Source organism: Bradyrhizobium sp. USDA 4369 (genome assembly GCF_054056435.1).
On sequence record NZ_JBSRYH010000001.1, the window covers coordinates 1487649 to 1510762 of the forward strand.

The following is a 23114-nucleotide window of genomic DNA, read 5'->3' on the forward strand; positions in this document are numbered from 1 at the left end:
GCTACTTCCAGGCAAACACCGGCTGTTCCAGCTCGTGGACGCGGGTCTCGCGGCCGGCCAGCACCTCGCGGAACTGATAGATCAAGGCGGCCGTCGGCGCGTGAATGAGACCTTCGCGGGCGTGAAAGCGCACCACGCGCCGCGTGCTCTCGGGGATGACGGTGAAATCGAATGCATCATCTGCCAGGATGGTGTCGAGCCCGATCCGGTGGACGGACGCGACCTCGTCCGGATTGGGCCGGAGCGTGCGGCCATTCGCCGCCCAGAGGATGACCGGGGTGATCAGATAGCCCGACCGCGTGGGGTAGTCGTCGAGCAGGCCGAGCACCGACTCGGGCGATGCGATCAGTCCGAGCTCTTCCGCCAGTTCGCGCAAGGCGGCGGCGACCGGCGTCTCGCCGGCATCGCAGCGTCCACCCGGCAGCGCCCATTGGCCGCCATGGCTGCGCAGGCTGGCGGCGCGCAAGGTGAGCAGCAGCGTGGTGGCACCGGTCTCGTGATCAGGGGCCAGCGCGATGGCCACCGCCGCGCGCTTCAGCGCCGGCGCCGACACATGGTCGCCGCGGCGTTCAAAGCCGGCGCAACAGCTAGCGATTTTCCGCCTTGTGGCATCGTCGAACGGCAGCAGCATGTGCCTTGACTACACCAGGGCCGCGGCGGATGAAACGACCTGCAGCCCGAACCGGCGACGCAGCGAAGGCGAACAGGAAGGTGCGACAGATGACCAAATCAGCCGCCGCAAGGATGACGTCCGACGGCTGGGACATTGTCGACACGTCCGGCTTCCTGCATCTGATCGGTCCGCTCTGGCAACGTGTCGTCGACGGCGCCCACGAATATGCCATCGTCACCGAGGACAAGCATCACAATCGTCGCGGCCTCGTCCAAGGCGGCGTGATCATGACCTTGGCCGACCGCAGTTGCGGCATGACCGCCCGCTACGCCGCCGGCAAGGAGCACATGGCGACCGTCCAGTTCGACACCCATTTCGTCGAGGCCGGCAAGATCGGTGAGACCTTGGTGTCACGGCCGCATGTGGTGCGGATCACCCGCAGCCTGGTGTTCATCACCACCGAGGTCACGGCGGCCAGCCGGGTGATCGCGATGGCTTCGGGCGTGTTCAAGATCTTGAAGAGCGAGTGAGGCTGCGGCCTCTCCGCGTCAGGGCGAGGCGCGCAGCGACGGAGCCATCCAGAGTCCCTCCCCGGACGCGATCCTGGATTGCTTCGCGGCGCTCGCCATGACGCGCCGAGACGGCTATCGTAGTCCCCCGTCCGCGGACGGTGAGGGTCTGTCAACGAGGCAAGAATGCAATATCGCCAGCTCGGCCGGTCCGGCCTGAAAGTGTCGCCGATCTGCCTGGGCACGATGATGTTCGGCGGCCCGACCGACGAGGCGACATCGGCGCGGATCATCGCCAAGGCGCGTGACGCCGGCATCAACTTCATCGACACGGCCGACGCCTACAACAAGGGCGCGTCGGAGGACGTGGTCGGCCGCGCCATCGCCGCCGAGCGCGACCGCTGGATCGTCGCCACCAAGCTCGCCAATCCGATGGGCGATGACCCCAACCGCGCCGGCCTGTCGCGGCGCTGGGGGCTGCACGCCGCTGAAGAGAGCCTGAAACGGCTCGGCACCGGTCACATCGACATCTACTATCTGCACAAGGAGGACCACGCGACGCCGCTGGAAGAGACCGTGCGCGCGATGGGCGACCTGCTGCGCGCCGGCAAGATCCGCTATTTCGGCGTCTCCAACTATCGCGCCTGGCGCGTCGCCGAGATCTGCAATCTGTGCGACCGGATGGGCATCGACCGCCCGGTGGTCAGCCAGCCTTATTACAACGCGATGAACCGGATGCCGGAGGTCGAGCATCTGCCAGCCTGCGACTATTACGGCCTCGGCGTGGTGCCCTACAGCCCGCTGGCGCGCGGTGTTCTCACCGGCAAATACAGTCCCGATGCACCGCCGGACAAGGAGACGCGCGCCGGCCGCAACGACACCCGGATGATGCAGACCGAGTGGCGCCCGGAATCCCTGCGGCTGGCGCAGGAGATCAAGCGCCATGCCGAGGCCAAGGGTTTCACGCCCGGGCAGTTCGCGGTCGCCTGGGTGCTGAACTCCGCTTTCATCAGCTCGGTGATCGCAGGTCCGCGGACCGAGGCGCAATGGGACGACTACATCCGTGCGCTGGACTATCCCTACGCCGCCGACGACGAGGCGCTGATCGACGGCCTCGTCGTCACCGGCCATGCCTCGACGCCCGGCTATAACGATCCGGCCTATCCGATCGAAGGCCGCAAGCCGCGGAGGAGCTGAGATGGAGGAGGATCGCTACGGGTTGGAGCTGTCGACTGCCTCGACTGCCTCGCCGAGGCAGCGAGCGCCTATCGCGACGGCGTCGATCTGCTGCTCGCATTCTGGCCCGGCGCGACGGACGCGTTCGAGCGTGCGATCATGCTCGATCCGGATTTCGCGCTGGCGCATGCGGCCCGCGCGCGCATCCATGCCATCTATCAGCAGCGCGAGCCGGCGCTGCAGACCATCGCGCGGGCGCGTGAGCTTGTCGCGAAACGCGGCACGGCGCGCGAGCAGAGCCATGTCACGACCTTGGCGCTGGCCATCGAGGGCCGCGGCGCGGAGGCGCTGACATCGACATTGACCCATCTTGAGAGCTGGCCGCGCGATGCCATGGTCATGGCCCTGCCGCTCGGCGCGTTCGGCCTTCTGGCCTTCTCCGGCCGCCTCGATCACAACGCCGCCCGCCGCGACCTCTGCGAGCGCTTCGCCGCCGAATACGGCGAGGATTGGTGGTTCCTGTCCAATCACGGCTGGGCCCTGACCGAGGCCGGCGAGGTCGCGAAGGGCCGCGCCATCACCGACCGCAGCTTTGCGCTGCGCCGGCACAATGCCTATGCCGTGCATGCGCTGCTGCATGCCATGTTCGAGGACGGTTCGCTGGACGAGGCCGATGCGCTGGTCGAGGACTGGATCGGCGACTACGACCGCACGGGCATGCTGCATGGTCACATCCGCTGGCATCAGGCGCTTGGCGCCCTGGACCGGGGCGATGCCGCGAGCGCGGTCGCGATCCATCTGAACGTGTTGAGCCCCGCCGTGAGCGCCGCGCCGCCGCTGAACACCCTCTCCGACTGCGCATCCCTGCTGTGGCGCCTGAGCATCGACAACCATCCGATCGCCTTTGAGCTGTGGGAGGAAATCGGCACTTATGCGAGGACGGGGTTTCCGACCTCGCGGCTGCCCTTCGTCGAGATGCATCGGGCGATGGTTTCCGCGGTGACCGACGACGATATCGCCCTGAACCAGCGGCTGCGCTCGTTCAAGGCGCCGCCGGCAGGCGCAAGCTCGCCGGCTGCCCCGCTGCTGCCGCGGCTCTACCTGGCATTCCAGGCGTTCTACAATGAGAACTACCGAGTTTGCGCCGAGCAGCTCGCACCGGTTCAGGCAGAGATGGCCCGCCTCGGCGGCAGCCATGCGCAACGCCAAGTGATCGAGGACACCTACATCCTGGCGCTGATCCGCAGCGGCGCGCTGGCGAAGGCGCGCGAGCTCATCGACGCCCGCCTGCACCGCCGGCCATCGGCGCGCGATACGCGCTGGCGGGCGCTCACCGAGGCCTGAGCCGCCTACCCCTCGGTCTCCAGACCCGTCGGCATCGGCACGTTTTCGGGCTGCAGCTTCACGCCGGCAGCGAGCGCCACGGTCTCGAGCAGCGCCGCAAAATCCTTGTCGAGATAGGCGGCGGGATCGGCCTGCAGCGAAGCGGCGCCGACATGGGCCTGCAGCGCTTCGCGTGTCGCGGCCGCAACCGGCATCGCGACATCGAGCTGGCGCGCCGCCGACAGACCGAGATCGAGATCCTTGCGCAGCAGCGTCGGCGTGAAGGTCGTGGTCCAGTCGAGATTGACCAACGCGTTGCTCTTGTATTTCGAGAAGGTCGAACCCATCACGCTGGCATTCATGAAATCGAGAAAGGCGTGGCGCGGCACGCCGGCCTTCTGCGCCAGGACCGTGATCTCGGCGAGATTCTGGATCACGACGCCGAGGAAGACATTGTGCGCGATCTTGCAGATGCGCGCGAGCTCGCCCTCGCCGACATAGGACACGCCGGAGACGGCGATCTTGGCGAGATAGGGCGCGATGATCTCGAACGCCGATTTCGGCCCGGAGACCACCGAGGACAGCTTCCCTGCCTTGACGCATTTGCCGTTACCCGACACCGGTGCGCGAACGAACGCGCAGTCGAGCCGCTTCAGTCTGGCGGCGATCGCCTCCGATTGCTCGATGCCGATCGAGGAGCAGTCGACCAGGATCCTGGGCCGTGGTCCGAGGCTCGACGCCACGAGGCCGTTGTCGCCGAAATAGACCTGTTCGAGATCCTTGCCGGTCGACACCATCGAGAACACGATGTCGCACGTCGCAAGATCGCTCGGACGGTCGACGATCACGCCGCCCTTCGCCGCCAGCGGCTCGGCCTTGGCGCGGGTCCGGTTCCAGATCGAGAGCGTCAGGCCGGCCTTCAAGAGACGTTCGGCCATCGGATAGCCCATGCGTCCCATGCCGATCCAGCCGAGCGAATGCGTTACAGCCATGTGTCGTCTCCCCGTTGCTTCGCTCAATAGCGGTTGGCGATCGGCAGCTCTTCCGCGGGGAACAGCGTGATCACCTGGCAGCCTCTGTCCGTCACCACGACCTCTTCCTCGATCCGCGCGGCCGAAAAGCCATCGGTTGCGGGGCAGTAGGTCTCCAGCGCGAACACCATTCCCGTCTTGATCTCCATCGGATTGTCAAGCGAGACCAGCCGCGAAATGATCGGACGCTCATGCAGCGCCAGGCCGAGGCCATGGCCGAATTGCAGGCCGAACGCCGCCATCTCCGAGGGGAAGCCGAACTCCTCCGCCGCCGGCCAGACCTTGGCGACGGTGTCGGTCGAGACGCCGGGCTTGATCAATGCGATCGCATTGTCGAGCCATTCGCGGCAGCGCTTGTAGGCGTCATGCTGCGCCGGGGTGGCGCGTCCGACATTGAAGGTGCGGTAATAGCAGGTGCGGTAGCCCTGATAGGATTGCAGGATGTCGAAGAACGCCTGATCGCCGGGGCGCAGGATGCGGTCGGTGAAATTATGCGGATGCGGATTGCAGCGCTCGCCCGAAATGGCGTTGATCGCCTCGACGTCGTCGGAGCCCATCTCGTAGAGCAGCTTGTTGGCGAGCGCGACGATGTCGTTCTCGCGCACCCCGGGCTTCAAATTCTCGTAGATCGAATGATAGACGCCGTCGACCATGGCGGCGGCCTGGTTGAGCAGCATGATCTCGTCGATGTTCTTGATCTCGCGCGCATCCAGCATCACCTGCTGACCGTCGACGACCTTCATCCCGGCCTTCTGCAGCTCGAAGAACATCGCGGTCTCGGCGAGGTCGACGCCGACCGGCATGTCGGCAACCCCGGCTGATCGCAACAGGCTCATCACCTCCTCGGCATGCGCCTTCATCAGGCCGACGGCGGGCGGCACGGTGCCGCGCATGCCGAGCATGCCGGCGCGGCAATTCTCCGGCGCCAGCCAGTCGCAGAACATCCGGTGATGCACGGCGGCCGAGCCGAAATCCCACACGATCGGCTCGCCATCGCCGGCGAGCAGCGCGAACCGGCACAGCTTGTCGCGTTCCCATTCGCCGATCTTGGTTCCGGACACGTAGCGGATGTTGTTGACGTCGAACAGCAGCAGCGCGCCGCAGCCGGACGCCTTCAGCGCCGCGCGCGCCCGCGCCAGCCGATAATTCCGCAGACGATCGAAATCGACGCGGCGTTCGAAATCCACCGAGACATGGCCATGCGCCGGGATGGCGCGGTTCCAGCGCCAATGCGGATCGAGATGCTCCGGGCTGACCAAATGCGGCTTCAGCGCGCTTCCTTTCACGTGGACGCTCCTTCTCGAGATTTGCAATCGATTGCATGACAGATTAGTGCATCGGCAAGAAATGTGTCAAGGTATTATAGGCAGGATTTGTCCAAGGGTGTGGCATCACGGAGAGGGAATGAGACACGGGGACCGCCGATCACTGACGGGCCGCGGGGCGACGGCGCCACGTCCCACCATCAAGGACATCGCAGCACGCTGCGGCGTGCATCCCTCGACTGTGTCGCGGGCGTTGAGCCCGGCCATGAAGCATCTGGTCGCAGCCGACGTCGCCGAGCGGATCCAGGCCGAGGCCAACGCGCTCGGCTACCGGTTGAACATGGCCGCCAAGGGCCTTCGCACCGGCCGCAGCGGCCTGATCGGCGTGCTGGCGCCGGACATTGCGGATCCTGGCTTCCCCCCCGTTCTCTCGGGCCTGGCGGAGCATCTCAACGCGGAGGGATATGCAACGATCGTCGTCGATGTCGGCACGGGTGGCTCGCAGCAGGATCTCGTCGACAGCCTGATCGCGCGCGGTGTCGACGGCCTGGTCCTGGCGACGGTGAGCCTGCACGACGACATCGTGGCGCACTCCGTCGGAGCGGCGACGCCAGTGGTGCTGGTCAATCGCGTTGATGCGGCCGGAGAACTGCCGTCGGTGGCCAGCGATGATGCGGCCGGCATGCGGCTGGCGGTCGATCATCTGGTCGCGCTTGGCCATCGGCGGATCGGCCATGTAGCGGGCCCGCAGGAGATCTCGACCGGCGCGCGGCGACGCGCAGGCTTCGAAGCCAGCATCGCAGATTCCGGCCTGTCCGTCGGCGATGCCCCGATCGAAGCCGCGACCGCCTATACGCGCGCCGCTGGCCGCGAGGCGGGACTACGGCTTCTCGGCCGCAAGGCGAGGCCGACCGCCATCGTCGCCGCCAACGATCTGCTCGCGCTCGGCGTCTATGATGCGCTCGCCGCGAGCGGCCTCGCCTGCCCCGCGGATGTCTCCGTCGTCGGCCACAACGACATGCCCTTCGTCGACCTGGTCTCGCCGCCGCTCACCACCGTGCGGATCGCGCAGCGCGAGATGGGCGCGACCGCGGCGCGGCTGCTGCTCGCGCGCATCCGCAGTCCCGACGCCGCCAACGAACATGTCGTGCTGCAGCCGGAGCTCATCATCCGCGCGTCGACGGCGCAGCCGCGCCCCTGATCACGGCCGCGCCGCGCGCGTGATCACCTGCCCGGCGTGCGCGTTCTGGTGCGTCCCCTGCCACCAGGTCAGCACGCCATTGACGATGACGGCCTCGATGCCGGTGGCCGGCACGCAGGGATCGTCATAGGTCGCAGCGTCGCGCACGCGGGATGCATCGAAGATCGTGATGTCGGCATGGTTGCCGACCGCGATCGTGCCGCGCCCCTTGATGCCGAAATTGCGCGCGGTCAGGCCGCTCATCTTCCAGACCGCGGTTTCCAGCGAGAACAGCTCGAGCTCGCGGCAGTAATAGCCGAGCACGCGAGGGAACGTGCCCCACAGCCTTGGATGCGGCCGCTCGCCGAACGGCAGGCCGTCAGAGCCGATCATGGTGGGCTCGAAGGCGAGGATGGTCCGCACGTCGGCCTCATCCATCGCGAAATAGATCGCAGAGGCCGGCTGCAGCCGCTTGGCCGCCTCCAGCCGGTCGACGCCCCAGGCGGCGGCGATATCAGCGAGGTCGCGGCCGGCGACTTCGGGATGCGGGCCGGACGCCGCGACGACCACCTTCACCTGCAGCTTGGCCGGATCGGTGTGCAGCATCGTCGACGAGGCGTTGTAGGGATAGCAGTCGAGCGCGACGCATTGGCAGCTCATGGCCTTGCTGATCAGCTGCAGCGTCTCCTTGGTGCGGCCGAAATTGGCCGGCCCCACCACCTTGTGGTGCGAGATCACGACCTGGACATCGAGCGCCTTGCCGATCGCGAAGCTTTCCTCCAGCGATTGCGTCACCTGATCGGCCTCGTTGCGCATATGCGTCGCATAGACGCCGCCGCTGCCGGTCAGGGGGCGGCAGACCTCGATGATCTCCGCGGTCGGCGCCGCCTCGGCCGGCGGATAGAACGTTCCTGTCGAAACGCCGATGGCCCCCGCGTCGAGCGCCTCCTGAACATGGCTGCGCATCGCGCCGATTTCGCCGTCGGTCGCGGCGCGGCCGAGATCGCTCACGACGGACGCCCGCAGCGAGGTATGGCCGACCATCGGGGCGACATTGACCGCTGCGGGTGCCGCGCGCAGCGCCGCGATGTAGTCCGCAAACGACGCGAATTCGGCAACCTGGCCGCCGCCGGGCGACAGCAGGCCGAGCGGCATCGGCCGCGGCGAGCCGGGTTTCAATGGCGCGATGCTGACGCCGCAATTGCCGGTCACCACCGATGTCACGCCCTGCGAGACCTTGCAGGTCATGCGGGGGTCGACCAGCACCGCGCTGTCGTCATGGGTGTGGGAATCGATGAAGCCCGGCGCGACAATGCGGCCGGTGGCCTCGACCTCCCGCGTGGCCGTCTTGTTGTCCAGCAGGCCGATGACGGCGATGCGACCATCCGTGATGCCGACATCCGCCTGGAAGCGCGGCGCCCGCGTGCCGTCGATCACAGTGCCGCCGCGGATGATGAGATCGAAGGCGGCAGGGTTTTTCGGCAGGTCGGTCATGAGGTCACGGTCTCGCTGGGGAACCGCAGGACTATCCGTGAGCCGAGCCGATGCGTCCAGCGGGATCGGCATGTGATCGGCGCCGGGCTGGGCTGCAATGCGACGCTACGCGGCACCGCAGGTCGCCAAGTCGCCGCGCCTCCTGCAACACACGATAGTGATAGGAAAGGCGCCCCGGATTGATACGCCTCAACCGCCGGCAGCCTGTTGAGCCTGATGCTTCGCCAACAACATGCGGAGGAACAGCACCATGAAAGCCCTGGTCTATCATGGCCCCGGCCAGAAATCCGTCGACGAGCGGCCGAAGCCGACGATCCTCGAGCCCGGCGATGCCGTCGTCAAAATCCTGAAGACCACGATCTGCGGCACCGACCTGCACATCCTCAAGGGCGACGTGCCGACCTGCACGCCGGGCCGCATTCTTGGCCACGAGGGCGTCGGCGTGGTCGAGGCGGTGGGCAGCGCGGTACGCGCCTTCAAGCCCGGCGACCATGTCATCATTTCCTGCATCTCGGCCTGCGGAACCTGCGACTATTGCCGCCGCGGCATGTATTCGCATTGCCGCCATGGCGGCTGGATCCTCGGTCACAAGATCGATGGCACGCAGGCGGAATATGTGCGCACGCCGCACGCCGACACCAGCCTTTACCACGTGCCCGCCGGCACCGAGGAGGAGGCGCTGGTGATGCTGAGCGACATCCTGCCGACCGGGTTCGAATGCGGCGTCCTCAACGGCAAGGTCGAGCCGGGCTCGACGGTCGCGATCGTCGGCGCCGGTCCGATCGGCCTGGCGGCGCTGCTGACCGCGCAGTTCTATTCGCCGGCGGAGATCATCATGATCGATCTCGATGACAACCGGCTCGAGGTCGCCGCCCGTTTCGGCGCCACCAGCACCATCAACAATACCGACGGCAAGGCCGTCGAGAAGGTGATGGCGCTGACCCATGACCGCGGCGTCGACACCGCGATCGAGGCGGTCGGCGTGCCCGCGACCTTCGTGACCTGCGAAGACATCATCGCCCCCGGCGGCACCATCGCCAATGTCGGCGTGCACGGCGTCAAGGCCGACCTGCATCTGGAGAAGCTGTGGGATCGCAACATCGCGATCACGACGCGGCTGGTCGACACCGTGACGACGCCGATGCTGCTGAAGACGGTGCAGTCGAAGAAGCTCGAGCCGAAGCGGTTGATCACCCATCGCTTCAAACTGGACCAGATCCTCGAGGCCTATGAGACCTTCGGCGCCGCGGCCAAGACCCATGCGCTGAAGGTTCTCATCGAGGCATAGGCCGGCCGATCCGGCCGTCCACGCTCACTCGGCCGGGCGCCGCTGCGCGACGATCTGCCGGTACAGCTCGGCGTAGCGGCCGGCGCGGTGGCGCCAGGAGACGTCGGTCAGCATCGCGTTGAGCTGCATGCGTGTCCAGTTCGAGGCGTTGCTGCGCGCGGCGTAGAACGCGGCTGCGGCCCGCCGCAGCGTCTGATCGAGCGCCTCCGCGGTGACCGAGGCGCATTTGAAGCCGGTGGCGGCGACGCCGGCTTCGGTCTCGTCGATCACCGTGTCGGCAAGGCCGCCCACCGCGGTGACGATCGGCAGCGCGCCGTAGCGCAAGGCGCAGAGCTGCGTCAGGCCGCACGGCTCGAACCGCGACGGCACGACCAGCGCATCGCAGCCGGCCTGGATGAGATGCGCAAGCCCTTCATCATAGCCGATGACGACCCCGATCTGGCCAGGATGACGCTGGGCCGCGGTGCGAAACGCGTCCCGCAGCTCGGCCTCGCCGTCCCCGAGCAGCGCCAGCTGGATGCCGCTGCCGACCAGGGTCGGCAGGCAGGACAGCAGCAAATCGAGCCCTTTTTGCGCGGTCAGGCGGCTGACGACGCCGAGCAGGAAGGTCTCCGGCGACACCTGCAGGCCCATCCGCGTCTGCAGCGCGGATTTGTTGGGCGCGCGGGCCTCGAGCCGCTCGATGCCGAAATGCGATGCGATCGCCGGATCGCTGCCGGGATCCCACACCGCCGTGTCGATACCATTCAGGATGCCGACGAGATCGGACGCGCGCTGGCGCAGCAGGCCGCCCAGGCCCATGCCCTGCTCGTCGCTCTGTATTTCCCGGGCATAGGTCGGCGACACCGTGGTGATCTTGTCGGCGAATTGCAGCCCCGCTTTGAGGAAGCTGATGTCGCCATAATATTCGAGGCCGTAGATCGAAAAGGATTCAGGCGGCAGCCCGAGCGGCGGCAGGAAGTGACGCGGGAAGCGGCCCTGGAACGCCAGATTATGCACGGTCATCACCGTGCCGGGATGCGGCCGATGGCTGTAGAGCAGATAGGCCGGCACCAGGCCCGCCTGCCAGTCATGGCCGTGAACGATGTCGGGCAGGAAGGCCGGCACCGCGCCGAGCCCGATATAGGAGGCCGCACGCGCCAGCGCCGCAAAGCGGAAGGCATTGTCGGGCCAATCCTTGCCCTCGGGCCCCAGATACGGATTGCCGGGCCTGTCATACAGATGCGGCGCGTCCAGCACGAACAGATCGAGCGCGCCATGGCTGCCGCCGAGCAGCCTTGCGTTGCCGCCGAAGAAACTCGGCAGCGAGCTGATCTCGCTGACCTGTTCCAGCGCCTGCATCACGGCAGGATAGCCGGGGATCAGCGTGCGGACCTCGACGTCCTCAGCCATCAGCGCCCACGGCAGCGCGCCGACGACGTCGGCCAGGCCACCGGTCTTGACGATGGGATAAACCTCGGACGCGACCGACAGAACGCGCAACGGCGTCATGAATTGAGCCCGTCGATCATCGGCTGGGTGATCAAGGTGACCCCGTTCTCCGTGGTCCTGAACCGCTTGGCGTCGAATTCCGGATCCTCGCCGACCACCAGGCCTTCCGGAATCTGCACGCCGCGATCGACCACCACATTGGTCAGGCGCGCATGACGGGCGACGTTGACGTAGGGCAGCAGCACCGCGTTCTGCAGCTTGGCGTAGGAATGCAGATGCGCGCCGGTGAACAGCAGCGAGCGCTGCACCTGCGCGCCGGAGACGATGCAGCCGCCGGACACCAGCGAGCAGGTTGCCTCGCCGCGGCGGCCGTCCGTGTCGTGCACGAATTTGGCTGGCGGCGTGATCTCCGAATAGGTCCAGAGCGGCCAGGAGCGATCGTACAGATCGAGCTCGGGCACGACGTCCGTCAGATCCAGATTGGCGGCCCAATAGGCATCCACCGTGCCGACGTCGCGCCAGTAGCTGGTCTGATCGTGGCCGGCGCGGACACAGGAGCGCGAGAACTGGTGGGCGACGGCACGGCCGTTCTTGACGATGTAGGGAATGATGTCGCGGCCGAAATCATGATTGGAGTTTGGATCGCCGGCGTCGCGCTTCAGCTCCTCGAACAGGAATTTGGCGTCGAACACGTAGATGCCCATGCTGGCGAGCGACTTGTCCGGCTTACCCGGCATCGGCGGCGGATCGGCCGGCTTCTCGATGAAGTCGCGGATCGTGTCGTCCTCATTGATGTGCATGACGCCGAAGCCCGAGGATTCCGCGCGCGGCATCTCCAGGCAGCCGACGGTGACATCGGCGCGCTGGTCGACATGCTGCTGCAGCATCAGCTCGTAGTCCATCTTGTAGATGTGATCGCCGGCCAGCACGACGATATATTTGGTATTATAGGTCTCGAGGATGTCGATGTTCTGGTACACGGCATCAGCCGTTCCGACGTACCACATCGTCTCCGAGACGCGCTGGCTCGCCGGCAGGATGTCGAAGCTCTCGTTGCGCTCGGGGCGGAAGAAGTTCCAGCCCATCTGCAGGTGCCGGATCAGGCTGTGCGCCTTGTACTGCGTGGCGACTGCGATGCGGCGGATGCCGGAGTTGACGGCGTTGGACAGCGCGAAATCGATGATGCGCGACTTGCCGCCGAAATAGACGGCGGGCTTGGCGCGCCGGTCGGTCAGCTCAAGCAAACGGCTGCCACGCCCTCCGGCCAAAACAAACGCCAGCGCGTGACGGGACAGCGGCTCGGTCCTGGCGGCGGGTGCCATCGTTCTCCTCCCTGCAACTCTTTGTCGCGTCATGGCTTCGGCGGCGGCCTCGGCTCCTCGCGCCGCGACCGCTCCTCTCATATGACGGGGGAACAGCCAACCAGTTCCCAATGACGAGTGCAATGGGGTGCTTCAGCCCAGCTCATTCCATGTCGCGGTCATGTCGGCCCATCCTGGCGGGTCGGCACCTTCGCGCGTACAGGTCACAGCCGCACAGGCCGCGGCAAAGGCCAGCACCTTGCGAAGCTCGGTGGCGGTCAGCTCCGCGAGCGCCGCCTTGCCAAGCCGGCCGAGCCGATGCAGCGCGAACAGAAGCCCGGCCTGAAAGCTGTCGCCGGCGCCGATCGTGTCGACGACATCGACGGCGGGCGCCGCGACCTCGGCCGCGCCGGCGCCGGCATGCCAGCCGAGCGCGCCTTTCGGCCCGCGCGTCACCACCACGAGCTTGGCGCCGCGCGCCAGCAGCGCGTCCGCGCGCGCCGCATAGTCGTCGTGGCCATGCAGATAGTCGAAATCGACATCCGACATCTTGATGAGGTCGGCCGACGCCGCAAAGCCGTCCATCTGCACGCGGTAGGCCGCCTTGTCCTGCACCAGATTCGGGCGGCAATTGGGATCGAAGGAGATCGTGACCCCGCCTTGCGTCGCGGCGATCAAGGCCCGGGTCTCCGCGGCGCCCAGATCATGGATCAGCGTGGTCGAGCCGACATGGATGGCGTCGATGCTGGTAAACGGAATGCTACCGTGACGGTAGGTCCATTTCCGGGCAGCCGTCTCCGCGTCATAAAAGGCGTATTGCGCTTCGCCGCCGACGTGTCGCACGAAGGCCAGCGTCGTCTGATCGGCACTGCGGGTGGCATGGCTGAGATCGACGCCCGAGGCTTGCGCATGCGCGGCGATCATGCTGCCGAACAGGTCGGTCGAGATGCCGCCGACGAAGCCGGCCGGCGCGCCGAGCCGCGCCAGGCCGACAGGGACGTTCAGGCAGGACCCGCCGACCACCGGCCTCAGGCCATCACGCCCATCAGCCAACCGGGCCGGAACGAAATCGATCAGCGCGTCACCGCAGCTCAGAATCATCAGCGTGCCTCCAAACCGCCCCCATGCATCACGGAACGGCTGTCGCGATCAAGTGTCCGCAACAGGTCATGGACATGGCGCTTGCGACGATGAAAGGCTGCAATGTCCGGATCAGTCGGATCGCTGAGGCGGCCGAGCGAGGACATCGACGCCATCGTCTCGCCGATGGACCGGAAGGTGCCGCTGGCAACCGCGCCGAGCATGGCCGCGCCGAGCAGCACCGGCTCCTGGGTGCCCGGCAGCGCCACCGTGAGCCCGGTCGTGTCGGCCATGATCTGGCGCACCAGCGGGCTGCGGGAGGCGCCGCCGGCCATCACCAGAATCCGGCTGGTGACGCCATTGGCCGCAAAGGCATCCATCACGTCGGCGAGCCCATAGGCAAGGCCACAAAGCCCGGCCACGAACAGCCGCTCCATCGCGCCGATATCGGCGTCGAGATCAAGCCCGGCGATGACCGCGCGCGAGGCCGGATCGGCATAAGGAGAACGGTTACCGAGGAACTCCGGAAGGATGTGAATGTCGCGGGCCAGCAGCGCCGCAGCACCGACCTTGGGCGCGCGCGCCAGTATCCGCTTCTCCAGGAAACTGATCACGTCGAGTCCTTGGGCACGCGCCGCGGCGGTCGCGTCCGCGGCCGCGGGGTGCGAGCGCAGGAGATGGTCGACAGCCGCCCCCGCCGCAGACTGGCCGCCCTCGTTGAGCCAGAACCCCGGCACCATGCCCTGATAATAGGGTCCCCATACACCCGGCACGAAGGACGGTGCCCGCGTCGTCGCCATGATGCAGGCCGAGGTCCCCATGATGTAGGCTAGGCGGTCGCAGACATCGACCTCGCCGCCATCCGACGCGCGGCCACCGATGGCGCCGATCCCACCGGCATGAGCGTCGATCAGCGCCGCCCCGACCGGCGTGCCGGTCACGAGGCCGAGCTCTGCCGCTGCGTCCCGCGACAGGCCGTGACCGAGCGGCGTCCCCGGCGCAACGATCTCGGTGCCGATCCGGGCGTAGTCCTCCTTGACGAATTCATCGAGCCCGATGCGGTGGAAATAATCCGCGCTCCAGCGCGCCTCATGCGCGAGATAATTCCACTTGCAGGTGACGGTGCACATCGAGCGCGCCAAGGCGCCCGTCGCGCGCCAGGTGAGAAAGTCCGCGAGATCGAAGAAGTGCCCGGCGCCGTCGAAGCTCGTCCGCAGATGCCGCTTCAGCCACAGCAGCTTCGGCATCTCCATTTCCGGCGAGATCGAACCGCCGACATAGCGCAGGACCTCGTCCTCGGTCGCATTGATGTCGCGCGCCTCGGCGAGCGCGCGATGATCCATCCAGACGATGACGTTGCGGGTGGGATCGCCGGAGCTGCTGACCGTGACCGGCGCGCCTTGGCGGTCCAGCACGACCAGCGAGCAGGTCGCGTCGAAGCCGATGCCCTTGATCAGCTCCGGCGCAATCGCCGCTTCTGCTAGCGCCGCCTTGACCGACGCACAGCACGCGCGCCAGATGTCGTCGGACGACTGCTCGACGACATCGCCGGCCTCATGCCAGGTTCTTATCGGATGCCGCGCCGCGGCAAGGAGGCGGCCGGCCTCGTCGAAGATGCCGGCGCGCGTGCTGGTTGTGCCGACATCGACACCGATAAAGGCCTGACGCATGTTTCACTCCCGTCTGTCGTTGACGGGAGTTTACCAGCAAGTATAGCCGCCATCGACAACGACGACGCTGCCGGTCATCAAACTTGCAGCTTCCGAAGCCAGGAACAGCACGACCGAGGCGATCTCCTCGACCTGGCCCATGCGGCCCATCGGGGTCCCGCCGATCCAGGCGTCATACATGCGCGGATTGTTTTTCACGAAGGCGTTCAGGGGCGTCTCGATATAGGTCGGCGCGACCGCATTGACGCGGATGCCGCGGGCGCCCCATTCGGCCGCCAGCGACTTGGTCAGATGGTGCACCGCGGCCTTCGATGCGTTGTAGAAACATTGCTCCTGCGGCTTGTTGACGATGAAACCGGACATCGAGCCGATATTGACGATCGTGCCGCTCTTGGCCGCCAGCATGTGCTTGCCGAAGGCGCGGCAGCACCAGAACGTGCCGTTGAGATTGACATCGAGCACGTTCAGCCAATGTTCGTCGGTGACGGTCTCGGCCGGCGTCTCGCTGCGTGCGATGCCGGCATTATTGACGAGGATATCGACATTGCCGTGGCGCGCGGCCAGATCGTCGGCGATCTGCGTCACCTGGGCAGAATTGGTCACGTCCATCAGCGCCGTCGCGGTGTCGAATCCCTTGGCCTTCATCGCCGCCTGCGCATCTGCCGCGGCTTTCGCATCGCGATCGGCGATCACCACATGCGCGCCCGCTTCGGCCAGCGCCTCGACGCAGGCCAGCCCAATGCCCTGCGCGCCGCCGGTGATCAATGCGGTCTTGCCGTCGAGCTTGAATTTTTCGAGATACATGGTCGTCGTCCGTTGTTGTCTGACGTCCGGAGGGGACGTCACCTCTCATGCGAAGATCGCAAGTCCGTTGCTGTCGAAGCGGTAGATCCGGCCGGGCTCGGGCCGCAGCGTCACGGCGTCGCCTGCGCCGAGCCGCTTCTCGCCGACGCAGCGCACGGTCAGCGTGCCAAGCGCGCCGGCGTCGACATAGAGAAAGGTGTCGCTGCCGAGATGCTCGGCAATCAGCACTTTGCCTGGCCAGCCCTCGCCGCCATCATCGACGATGGCGATATGCTCGGGCCGCACCCCGATCGTCGCGGCGCCACGCTGCGCAGCCTCGGGGCCGGTGATGAAGTTCATCTTCGGCGAGCCGATGAAGCCGGCCACGAACAAATTGGCGGGCTTCTGATAGAGCTCGATCGGCGAACCATATTGCTCGATCCGGCCGGCGTTCAGCACCACGATCTTGTCGGCCATGGTCATGGCCTCGACCTGGTCGTGGGTCACATAGATCGCGGTGGTGCCGAGCTGCTTCTGCAGCCGCGTCACTTCGAGCCGCATCTGCACGCGCAGCGCGGCGTCGAGATTGGACAACGGCTCGTCGAACAGGAACGCCTTGGGTTCGCGCACGATGGCGCGGCCGATCGCGACGCGCTGGCGCTGGCCGCCGGAGAGTTCGCGCGGCTTGCGGTCGAGATAGGGCGTGAGGTTCAGGGTCGCGGCCGCCGCCTCGACCTTCTGGTTGATCTCGGCCTTGGGCAGGCCGGCCATCTTCAGGCCGAAGGCGATGTTGCCGCGGACGCTCATATGCGGATACAGCGCATAGGACTGGAACACCATCGACAGGCCACGCTTGGCCGGCGGCACGTCGACGACATTGTTGCCATCGATCAGGATGCGGCCGCCCGAGACGTCCTCGAGCCCGGCGATCAGCCGCAGCAGCGTGGTCTTGCCGCAGCCGGAGGGACCGACGAACACCACGAAGGCGCCGTCGGGAATGTCGAGGTCGGCGCCCTTGATGATGTGGACCGGCCCGAACGATTTCTGCACACCTTCCAGCGTGATCCGTCCCATGTGAACCCAGCCCTTTCGTTACTTCACTGCGCCGAAGGTCAGCCCGCGCACGAGCTGCTTCTGGCTGAACCAGCCGATGATCAGGATCGGCGCGATCGCGAGCGTGGAGGCCGCCGACAGCCGCGCCCAGAACAGGCCCTCCGGACTCGAATAGGAGGCGATGAAGGTCGTCAGCGGCGCTGCATTCAGGGTCGACAGGTTCAAGGTCCAGAACGCCTCGTTCCAGGCCAGGATCAGGTTGAGCAAGAGGGTCGAGGCCAACCCCGGGATGGCCATCGGCGTCAGCACATAGATCAGCTCGCGCCCGATCGTGGCACCGTCCATGCGCGCCGCTTCGAGGATGTCCTTCGGGATCTCCTTGAAGTAGGTGAACAGCATCCAGATCACGATCGGCAGATTGCCGAGGCACAGGATGAAGACCAGCCCGGCGCGGGTGTCGAGCAGACCGAAGTTCTTGTAGATGAGGTAGATCGGCACGAGCACGCCGACCGGCGGCATCATCTTGGTCGAGAGCATCCAGAGCAGGATGTCCTTGGTGCGCCTGGTCGGCGAGAACGCCATCGACCAGGCCGCGGGAATGGCGATCACGAGCGCGATCAGGGTCGAGCCGCCGGCGATGATCAGCGAGTTCAGCGCGTGATGCAGATAATCGCTGCGCTCCTGCACGGTGACGTAGTTCTCGGTGGTCCAATGAAAGAACAGGAACGAGGGTGGCGTCGCGAACGCCTCCAGCTCGGTCTTGAAGCTCGCCAGCACCATCCACAGGATCGGGAAGAAGATGACGAAGCCGGCGAGCCATGCAGCCAGCGTGGAGATCGCGACATGACGTCCGGTGACCTTGCGCGCCATGCCGTTACGCCTCGAGATTACGGCCGACGATGCGGACCAGGAAGAAGGCGACGATATTGGCGATGACGACCGCGACGAGGCCGCCCGCCGAGGCGGTGCCGACATCGAACTGGATCAGCGCCTGCGAATAGACCAGGAAGGCGATGTTCGTAGTCTGCAGGCCGGGCCCGCCGCCGGTGGTGACGAAGATCTCAGCAAACACGGTGAGCAGGAAGATGGTCTCGATCAGGATCACCACCGTGATCGGCCGCGCCAGATGCGGCACGGTCAGGTAGACGAAGCGCGACAGCGGACCGGCGCCGTCCATCTCGGCGGCCTCCTTCTGCTCCTCGTCGAGCGACTGCAGGGCAGTAAGCAGGATCAGCGTCGCAAACGGCAGCCATTGCCAGGCGACGATGAAGATCACCGCAAGCAGCGGCGCATCGGTGAACCAGTCGATCGGCGTCATCCCGAGCGAGGTCGCGATCCAGGCGAACAGGCCGGACACCGGGTGCATCAGGAGGTTCTTCCACACCAGCGCGCTGACGGTGGGCATCACGAAGAACGGCGCGATCACCATCAGGCGGATGATGTTGCGGCCGATCACCGGCTGGTCGAGCAGGAGCGCCAGGGGAATGCCGAGTCCGATCGTGAGCAGCAGCACCGCGCCGACCAGGACCAGCGTGTTCTGCAGCGAGGCGAGGAAGGCGGGATCGGTGAGGAAGTATTCGAAATTCTCGAAGCCCACGAAGCTTTCCGAGCCGGGATCGAGCAGGCTGTAATGCAGCGTGGAGAAGTAGACCGTCAGCGCCAGCGGCACGATCATCCAGACGAACAGCAGGATGACCGCCGGCGACAGCAGCGCCCGGGCCAGGATTTGCGTCTGTCTGGTGGCCATGTCGTCGTCCTTCGTTGACCCCAAGTGCAGTGCCGTCATTGCGGCGAAGCGACGCAATCCAGAGTCGTGGGCGGGGCCCTGGATTGCTTCGTCGCCTTTGGCTCCTCGCAATGACGACGACGCGGGTGTTTTTGCACGCCTCGACGACCTTGCGCGGAGCTCACCTCGCCCCGCTTGCGGGGAGAGGTCGGATTGCATCGTCAGATGCAATCCGGGTGAGGGGGGCTCTCCGCATGGTCGGTGTATCTGGAGACTCCCCTTACCCCGCCCCTCTCCCCGCAAGCGGGGCAAGGGCGCGCAGCGTCCTCGCGGCGAGAGCTCGAACGACATCGGAGAGAAAATGCGGCCATCCCTGTGGGGAGGGATGGCCGCCAGTGATCAGCTCGGGAGGAGTTTCAGGTCGAGCTGATGCCGTGACGCGCCTACTTGATGTAGCCGGCGCGCTTCATCTCGCGTTCGGTCGCGGCTTGCGCCGCCGCCAGCGCGGCATCGATCGAGGTCGAGCCGGCGAGCGCGGCCGAGAATTGCTGACCCACGGCGGTGCCGATGCCCTGGAATTCAGGGATGGCGGCGTATTGCACGCCGACATAAGGCACCGGCTTCACCGTCGGGTGGCTTGGATCGGCCGCATCGATCGAGGCCAATGTGATCTTCGCGAACGGGGCGACTTTGAGATACTCCTCGTTCTTGTAGAGCGAGGTACGGGTGCCCGGCGGCACGTTGGCCCAGCCATCCTTCGACGCCACCAGCTTGGTGTAGTCCTTGCTCGTCGCCCAGGCGATGAACTTCTCGGCGGCCTCCGTCTTCTTCGAGCCGGCGGGAATCGCCAGATTCCAGGCCCACAGCCAGTTGGCGTTCTTGCCGAGGCCGGTGTTCGGCGCCAGCGCGAAGCCGACCTTGTCGGCGACCTTGGATTCCTTGGGATTGGTCACGAACGACGCCGCCACGGTGGCGTCGATCCACATCGCGCATTTGCCGGAGTTGAACAGCGCGAGGTTCTCGTTGAAACCGTTGGAGCTGGCGCCGGGAGGTCCTGCCTCCTTCATCAGCTCCACATAGGTCGTGAGCGTCTTCTTCCATTCCGGGGTGTTGAACTGCGGCTGCCATTTCTCATCGAACCAGCGCGCGCCGAACGAGTTCGACATCGCGGTCAGGAACGCCATGTTCTCGCCCCAGCCGGCCTTGCCGCGCAGGCAGATGCCGAACACGCCGGCCGGCTTGTCGGTCAGCTTCTTGGCGGCGTCGATGACGAAGTCCCAGGTCGGGCTCTCCGGCATCTTCAGCCCGGCCTTGTCGAACAAATCGGTGCGGTACATCACCATCGAGCTCTCGCCATAGAACGGCGCGGCGTAGAGCTTGCCGTCGACGGACACCGCGTCCTTGATCTTGGGCAGGATGTCGTTGGCGTCGTAATCGGCGCCGAGCTTGTCGAGCGGCACCAGCCAGTTCTTCTTGGCCCAGATCGGCACCTCATAGGTGCCGATGGTGAGGATGTCGAACTGGCCACCCTTGGTGGCGATGTCGGTGGTGACGCGCTGGCGCAGCACGTTCTCTTCCAAGGTCACCCATTTCACCTGGATGTCGGGATTGGCCTTGGTGAACTCGCCGGTCAGGCCCTGCATCCGGATCATGTCGCCATTGTTGACGGTGGCGATGGTCAGGGTCGTCTCGGCCAATGCGAGCGCGGTGGTCAGCAGCGTGGCGGCGCCCATCAGGGCGGCGAGCGTGCTCGTCCGGGTGAAGATGGTCTTCACGGTGTCCTCCCTTCCCGTGTTTTTTGAACATATGCTCACGGGCTGAGCTGATATTCACAACACTGGTCAGACTTTGTCAAGCATGGCCCAGCGCCCACAGGTTGCGCGCTGCAGCAGATCGATGATCATGGATTGAATAACAGCGTGATCGACGCGGCGATCCGGCGATCGGATCGCCGGCGCGTCAGCTCCCGGGCCCGGTCTCATCCAGGATGGCGCGGGCCGTGGCCTCGTCCGTGATCAGGCCATTGATCAGCCGCCCGACCAGCGCCGCCCGGATCGCCGGGATCTTGCCCGGCCCGACCGCCGCCGCGATCGTCATCGCGCGGGCGGGCACCTCCGGCGGAATGCTGGTGAGCCGGCGGTTGGTGCCGCCATCGATCAGTCTGCCCTTGGCATCATAGGCCCAGCCGGTGATCTCGCCGATCGCGCCGAGCCGCATCATCTCGGTGAGCTCGTCGCGGGTGACGAAGCCGTCGACATGCATCTGCGCCTTCTGGTCCATCTGGCCGATCCCGACCAGCTTGAGGTCGGCCTGATCGGCGACCGCCTTGACCTTGCCGATCGCATCGAGCCGGACCATGCGGTCACGCTCCTCTTCCGACCCCATCAGGAACGGCAGCGGCATCGGATAATGCCGCGCGCCGGTGCGATCGGCGAGCCGGCCGACCGTATCGAAGAAGCTGGCCGAGCCGTCAGCAAGGATATTGCCTACCAGCGACACGATCTGGTGCTCCGGCCGGTCGATCGGCGTGACGCGCTCGACGGCGGCGCGCACCGCCCGGCCAGTGCCGAGCGCGATGATCACCGGCGTCTCGGTGCGCAGCGTGGTTTCCAGCAGATTGGCGCAGCGCTCGGCGATGCCGGCGGCGCCCGACGGCGCGGCCGGATCGGTCGGCACCACCTCGCAATGCACCAGCGCAAAGCGCTGTTTGAGCCGGGCCGCAAGCGCCATGCAGGAGGCGATGGGATGCTCAAGCCGGAAGGTGATCAGCCGCTCGGCGAGACACAGCGACACCAGCCGCTGCGCCGAGGCGCGCGACACCTGCAGCATCCGCGCGATCTCGTCCTGGGTATGGCCGGCAATGAAATACAGCCAGCCGGCGCGGGCGGCGTCGTCGAGCCGGGATTTGTCGCTGTCGCTCGCCGCCATGACGCCGCACCGTCTCCTTTTTGAGCCTCCGTCACACGCCCCACCGCGCGCGACCCGGATCGTCCGTCACTATGGCATGGCCGTCAGGCCATCCGGAACCGGCCGCTCAGGCCATCCCCAGGCGACGCCGGCCATCGACACCAGACCAGATCATATGCCCCACTGCTGAGCAATAGCTCGACAGCCATGCTGGGTAAGCGGAGGGTGAGGGCTCCTTAACGTCCGGCTGCCAGGCTTCTCGCCATGAAGATCCTCGACGTTCTCTGGTTGCTCCTTGCGCTTGCCGTCGTCGTGCTGGCGGCGGGCCTTCCCTATTGGCGGCTGTCCTATGCCGAGCTCAACAAGGGACAGTTTGCCGTCCTGCCCGGCGCGCTGCTGCTCGCGTTTCTGTCGCTCGTCCTGGTCCTGACCGACATGGCGCCGGCGCGGCGCATCGTCCAGGCGATGCTGCTCGCCGTCCCCATCATCGTCAGCGTCTCCATCGCCAGGGACACGGCCATCGATCCGACCTCGCACAATCTCTGGCCGCTCGAGTTGCTGTTCGCCGCGATCGCCGGCGCCGCCATCGTGCTGCCGGCGGTCGGCATCGGCCTGTCGGTGCGCTGGGCGCTGGCCCGGCTCAGCCCGCACTGAGCCCATCCGCGCGGAAGCTGCTGCAGCGCGACCGGAGCCGCGCGCCCTGAGCGCGGTGGATGGTGAACAGAACCTTACCCCGTTCGATCGAGTCCGATCGCCGGGCTTGACGCTTGCTTGAGGGGCCCCGGGCTTAGGTGAGGAGGCATCATCAGCAGCAAGCATCATGAGCCCCATCGCCTCCAACGCAGTCTCCGGCATGAACGCGGCCACGCGCCGGCTCGAAGTGTCGGCCTCCAACGTCGCCAATGCCAGGAGCACGGGCGCGCTGCCGGATGCGAACGGCAAGCTGCCGGCGGGCGCGCCAAAGGCCTATGACCCGCTCGAGCTGGTGCAGAGCGACGTCGCCGGCGGCGGCACGCAGACCACCGTCACCAAAGCGAGCCAGGGCACATCGGCGAGCTACGAGCCATCGGCGCCGTTCGCCAACAAAGACGGCCTGGTCGCCGCGCCCAATGTCGATCTCGCCCAGGAGATGATCAGCCAGCTGGTCGCCAAATACAGCTTCGCCGCCAATGCGCGGGTGCTGAAGGCGAGCGACGAGATGAGCCGCATCGTCGTCGACATGAAGGTCTAGATCTTCGCTCCGCACCTGACGAGCAGCCGCGCCGAAGCATGTCCGGCTCCCGC

At 66.3% G+C, this 23114-nt stretch carries 20 protein-coding genes and 1 pseudogene; 7 read left to right on the forward strand and 14 right to left on the reverse strand.

Annotated features, from left to right (window positions below):
* Nucleotide 1: 1 nt before the first annotated feature.
* Nucleotides 2-631, reverse strand: a complete 630-nt coding sequence (locus tag ACVIJ6_RS06825) for an NUDIX domain-containing protein (protein WP_456772055.1) — start codon at nucleotides 629-631, stop codon at nucleotides 2-4.
* Between the two features lie 89 nt (nucleotides 632-720).
* Here ACVIJ6_RS06825 and ACVIJ6_RS06830 point away from each other — a divergent pair, with 89 nt between their 5' ends.
* From ACVIJ6_RS06830 to ACVIJ6_RS06840, 3 genes and pseudogenes are all read left to right on the forward strand, one after another.
* Nucleotides 721-1143, forward strand: a complete 423-nt coding sequence (locus ACVIJ6_RS06830) for a PaaI family thioesterase (RefSeq protein WP_456772056.1) — start codon at nucleotides 721-723, stop codon at nucleotides 1141-1143.
* 165 nt (nucleotides 1144-1308) lie between these two features.
* The gene (locus ACVIJ6_RS06835) at nucleotides 1309-2319 is read left to right on the forward strand and encodes an aldo/keto reductase (RefSeq protein ID WP_456772057.1); all 1011 of its coding nucleotides are present in this window, start codon (nucleotides 1309-1311) and stop codon (nucleotides 2317-2319) included.
* 1 nt (nucleotide 2320) lies between these two features.
* A pseudogene (locus ACVIJ6_RS06840) lies at nucleotides 2321-3642 on the forward strand (tetratricopeptide repeat protein).
* Between the two features lie 5 nt (nucleotides 3643-3647).
* Here ACVIJ6_RS06840 and ACVIJ6_RS06845 read toward each other — a convergent pair.
* Both ACVIJ6_RS06845 and ACVIJ6_RS06850 read right to left on the reverse strand, forming a co-directional pair.
* The gene (locus tag ACVIJ6_RS06845) at nucleotides 3648-4613 is read right to left on the reverse strand and encodes an NAD(P)-dependent oxidoreductase (protein WP_456772058.1); all 966 of its coding nucleotides are present in this window, start codon (nucleotides 4611-4613) and stop codon (nucleotides 3648-3650) included.
* A 23-nt stretch (nucleotides 4614-4636) separates the two neighbouring features.
* On the reverse strand, nucleotides 4637-5938 hold the full coding sequence (locus ACVIJ6_RS06850) for a M24 family metallopeptidase (RefSeq protein WP_456772059.1): 1302 nt from the start codon (nucleotides 5936-5938) through the stop codon (nucleotides 4637-4639).
* A gap of 205 nt (nucleotides 5939-6143) precedes the next feature.
* Between ACVIJ6_RS06850 and ACVIJ6_RS06855 the strand changes: the two genes are divergently transcribed.
* A complete protein-coding gene (locus ACVIJ6_RS06855; RefSeq protein WP_456776917.1) occupies nucleotides 6144-7118 on the forward strand; it encodes a LacI family DNA-binding transcriptional regulator in 975 nt (324 codons plus the stop codon).
* Here the strand turns inward: ACVIJ6_RS06855 and ACVIJ6_RS06860 are convergent, their stop codons facing one another.
* A complete protein-coding gene (locus tag ACVIJ6_RS06860) occupies nucleotides 7119-8591 on the reverse strand; it encodes an N-acyl-D-amino-acid deacylase family protein (RefSeq protein WP_456772060.1) in 1473 nt (490 codons plus the stop codon).
* A 250-nt stretch (nucleotides 8592-8841) separates the two neighbouring features.
* Here ACVIJ6_RS06860 and ACVIJ6_RS06865 point away from each other — a divergent pair, with 250 nt between their 5' ends.
* A complete protein-coding gene (locus ACVIJ6_RS06865) occupies nucleotides 8842-9879 on the forward strand; it encodes a zinc-dependent alcohol dehydrogenase family protein (protein ID WP_456772061.1) in 1038 nt (345 codons plus the stop codon).
* Nucleotides 9880-9903: 24 nt separating this feature from the next.
* Here ACVIJ6_RS06865 and glgA read toward each other — a convergent pair whose 3' ends face one another.
* The 10 genes from glgA to ACVIJ6_RS06915 form a co-directional block, all read right to left on the reverse strand.
* Entirely contained in the window at nucleotides 9904-11370 is a 1467-nt protein-coding gene (glgA, locus tag ACVIJ6_RS06870) for a glycogen synthase GlgA (RefSeq protein ID WP_456772062.1), read from the reverse strand.
* Nucleotides 11367-12632, reverse strand: a complete 1266-nt coding sequence (gene glgC, locus ACVIJ6_RS06875) for a glucose-1-phosphate adenylyltransferase (RefSeq protein ID WP_456772063.1) — start codon at nucleotides 12630-12632, stop codon at nucleotides 11367-11369. The genes glgA and glgC overlap by 4 nt, the downstream gene beginning before the upstream one ends.
* 132 nt (nucleotides 12633-12764) lie before the next feature.
* Nucleotides 12765-13712: a carbohydrate kinase family protein gene (locus tag ACVIJ6_RS06880; protein WP_456772064.1), complete on the reverse strand. Its 948-nt coding sequence runs from the start codon at nucleotides 13710-13712 to the stop codon at nucleotides 12765-12767.
* Nucleotides 13712-15361 carry an FGGY-family carbohydrate kinase gene (locus tag ACVIJ6_RS06885; protein ID WP_456772065.1) on the reverse strand — a complete coding sequence of 550 codons (1650 nt, stop codon included), beginning with the start codon at nucleotides 15359-15361 and terminating at the stop codon, nucleotides 13712-13714. The genes ACVIJ6_RS06880 and ACVIJ6_RS06885 overlap by 1 nt, the downstream gene beginning before the upstream one ends.
* 30 nt (nucleotides 15362-15391) lie before the next feature.
* Entirely contained in the window at nucleotides 15392-16165 is a 774-nt protein-coding gene (locus ACVIJ6_RS06890) for an SDR family NAD(P)-dependent oxidoreductase (RefSeq protein WP_456772066.1), read from the reverse strand.
* A gap of 45 nt (nucleotides 16166-16210) precedes the next feature.
* Complete coding sequence (locus ACVIJ6_RS06895; protein WP_456772067.1) at nucleotides 16211-17218, reverse strand: ABC transporter ATP-binding protein; 1008 nt, start codon at nucleotides 17216-17218, stop codon at nucleotides 16211-16213.
* A gap of 18 nt (nucleotides 17219-17236) precedes the next feature.
* Nucleotides 17237-18067 (reverse strand): carbohydrate ABC transporter permease, encoded by an 831-nt coding sequence (locus ACVIJ6_RS06900; RefSeq protein ID WP_456772068.1) that lies wholly within the window; start codon nucleotides 18065-18067, stop codon nucleotides 17237-17239.
* A gap of 4 nt (nucleotides 18068-18071) precedes the next feature.
* A complete protein-coding gene (locus ACVIJ6_RS06905) occupies nucleotides 18072-18944 on the reverse strand; it encodes a carbohydrate ABC transporter permease (RefSeq protein WP_456772069.1) in 873 nt (290 codons plus the stop codon).
* Nucleotides 18945-19366: 422 nt separating this feature from the next.
* The gene (locus ACVIJ6_RS06910) at nucleotides 19367-20656 is read right to left on the reverse strand and encodes an ABC transporter substrate-binding protein (RefSeq protein ID WP_456776918.1); all 1290 of its coding nucleotides are present in this window, start codon (nucleotides 20654-20656) and stop codon (nucleotides 19367-19369) included.
* Nucleotides 20657-20882: 226 nt separating this feature from the next.
* Nucleotides 20883-21851, reverse strand: a complete 969-nt coding sequence (locus ACVIJ6_RS06915; RefSeq protein WP_456772070.1) for a sugar-binding transcriptional regulator — start codon at nucleotides 21849-21851, stop codon at nucleotides 20883-20885.
* Between the two features lie 243 nt (nucleotides 21852-22094).
* Here ACVIJ6_RS06915 and ACVIJ6_RS06920 point away from each other — a divergent pair, with 243 nt between their 5' ends.
* Nucleotides 22095-22484 carry a hypothetical protein gene (locus ACVIJ6_RS06920; protein ID WP_456772071.1) on the forward strand — a complete coding sequence of 130 codons (390 nt, stop codon included), beginning with the start codon at nucleotides 22095-22097 and terminating at the stop codon, nucleotides 22482-22484.
* A 166-nt stretch (nucleotides 22485-22650) separates the two neighbouring features.
* Nucleotides 22651-23061, forward strand: coding sequence for a flagellar basal body rod protein FlgC (locus tag ACVIJ6_RS06925; RefSeq protein ID WP_456772072.1), 411 nt, complete (start codon nucleotides 22651-22653; stop codon nucleotides 23059-23061).
* Nucleotides 23062-23114 lie beyond the last annotated feature (53 nt).

Excerpts from the sequence above, each read along its gene's own strand:
- ACVIJ6_RS06835 (WP_456772057.1), top strand. The coding sequence starts at position 1,309 with ATGCAATATCGCCAGCTCGGCCGGTCCGGCCTGAAAGTGTCGCCGATC.
- ACVIJ6_RS06920 (WP_456772071.1), top strand. The coding sequence starts at position 22,095 with ATGAAGATCCTCGACGTTCTCTGGTTGCTCCTTGCGCTTGCCGTCGTC.
- ACVIJ6_RS06880 (WP_456772064.1), bottom strand. The coding sequence starts at position 13,712 with ATGATTCTGAGCTGCGGTGACGCGCTGATCGATTTCGTTCCGGCCCGG.
- glgC (WP_456772063.1), bottom strand. The coding sequence starts at position 12,632 with ATGGCACCCGCCGCCAGGACCGAGCCGCTGTCCCGTCACGCGCTGGCG.
- ACVIJ6_RS06905 (WP_456772069.1), bottom strand. The coding sequence starts at position 18,944 with ATGGCCACCAGACAGACGCAAATCCTGGCCCGGGCGCTGCTGTCGCCG.
- ACVIJ6_RS06890 (WP_456772066.1), bottom strand. The coding sequence starts at position 16,165 with ATGTATCTCGAAAAATTCAAGCTCGACGGCAAGACCGCATTGATCACC.
- ACVIJ6_RS06825 (WP_456772055.1), bottom strand. The coding sequence starts at position 631 with ATGCTGCTGCCGTTCGACGATGCCACAAGGCGGAAAATCGCTAGCTGT.
- ACVIJ6_RS06915 (WP_456772070.1), bottom strand. The coding sequence starts at position 21,851 with ATGGCGGCGAGCGACAGCGACAAATCCCGGCTCGACGACGCCGCCCGC.
- ACVIJ6_RS06895 (WP_456772067.1), bottom strand. The coding sequence starts at position 17,218 with ATGGGACGGATCACGCTGGAAGGTGTGCAGAAATCGTTCGGGCCGGTC.
- ACVIJ6_RS06860 (WP_456772060.1), bottom strand. The coding sequence starts at position 8,591 with ATGACCGACCTGCCGAAAAACCCTGCCGCCTTCGATCTCATCATCCGC.
- ACVIJ6_RS06845 (WP_456772058.1), bottom strand. The coding sequence starts at position 4,613 with ATGGCTGTAACGCATTCGCTCGGCTGGATCGGCATGGGACGCATGGGC.
- glgA (WP_456772062.1), bottom strand. The coding sequence starts at position 11,370 with ATGACGCCGTTGCGCGTTCTGTCGGTCGCGTCCGAGGTTTATCCCATC.
- ACVIJ6_RS06830 (WP_456772056.1), top strand. The coding sequence starts at position 721 with ATGACCAAATCAGCCGCCGCAAGGATGACGTCCGACGGCTGGGACATT.
- ACVIJ6_RS06925 (WP_456772072.1), top strand. The coding sequence starts at position 22,651 with ATGAGCCCCATCGCCTCCAACGCAGTCTCCGGCATGAACGCGGCCACG.
- ACVIJ6_RS06885 (WP_456772065.1), bottom strand. The coding sequence starts at position 15,361 with ATGCGTCAGGCCTTTATCGGTGTCGATGTCGGCACAACCAGCACGCGC.
- ACVIJ6_RS06910 (WP_456776918.1), bottom strand. The coding sequence starts at position 20,656 with ATGGGCGCCGCCACGCTGCTGACCACCGCGCTCGCATTGGCCGAGACG.
- ACVIJ6_RS06865 (WP_456772061.1), top strand. The coding sequence starts at position 8,842 with ATGAAAGCCCTGGTCTATCATGGCCCCGGCCAGAAATCCGTCGACGAG.
- ACVIJ6_RS06900 (WP_456772068.1), bottom strand. The coding sequence starts at position 18,067 with ATGGCGCGCAAGGTCACCGGACGTCATGTCGCGATCTCCACGCTGGCT.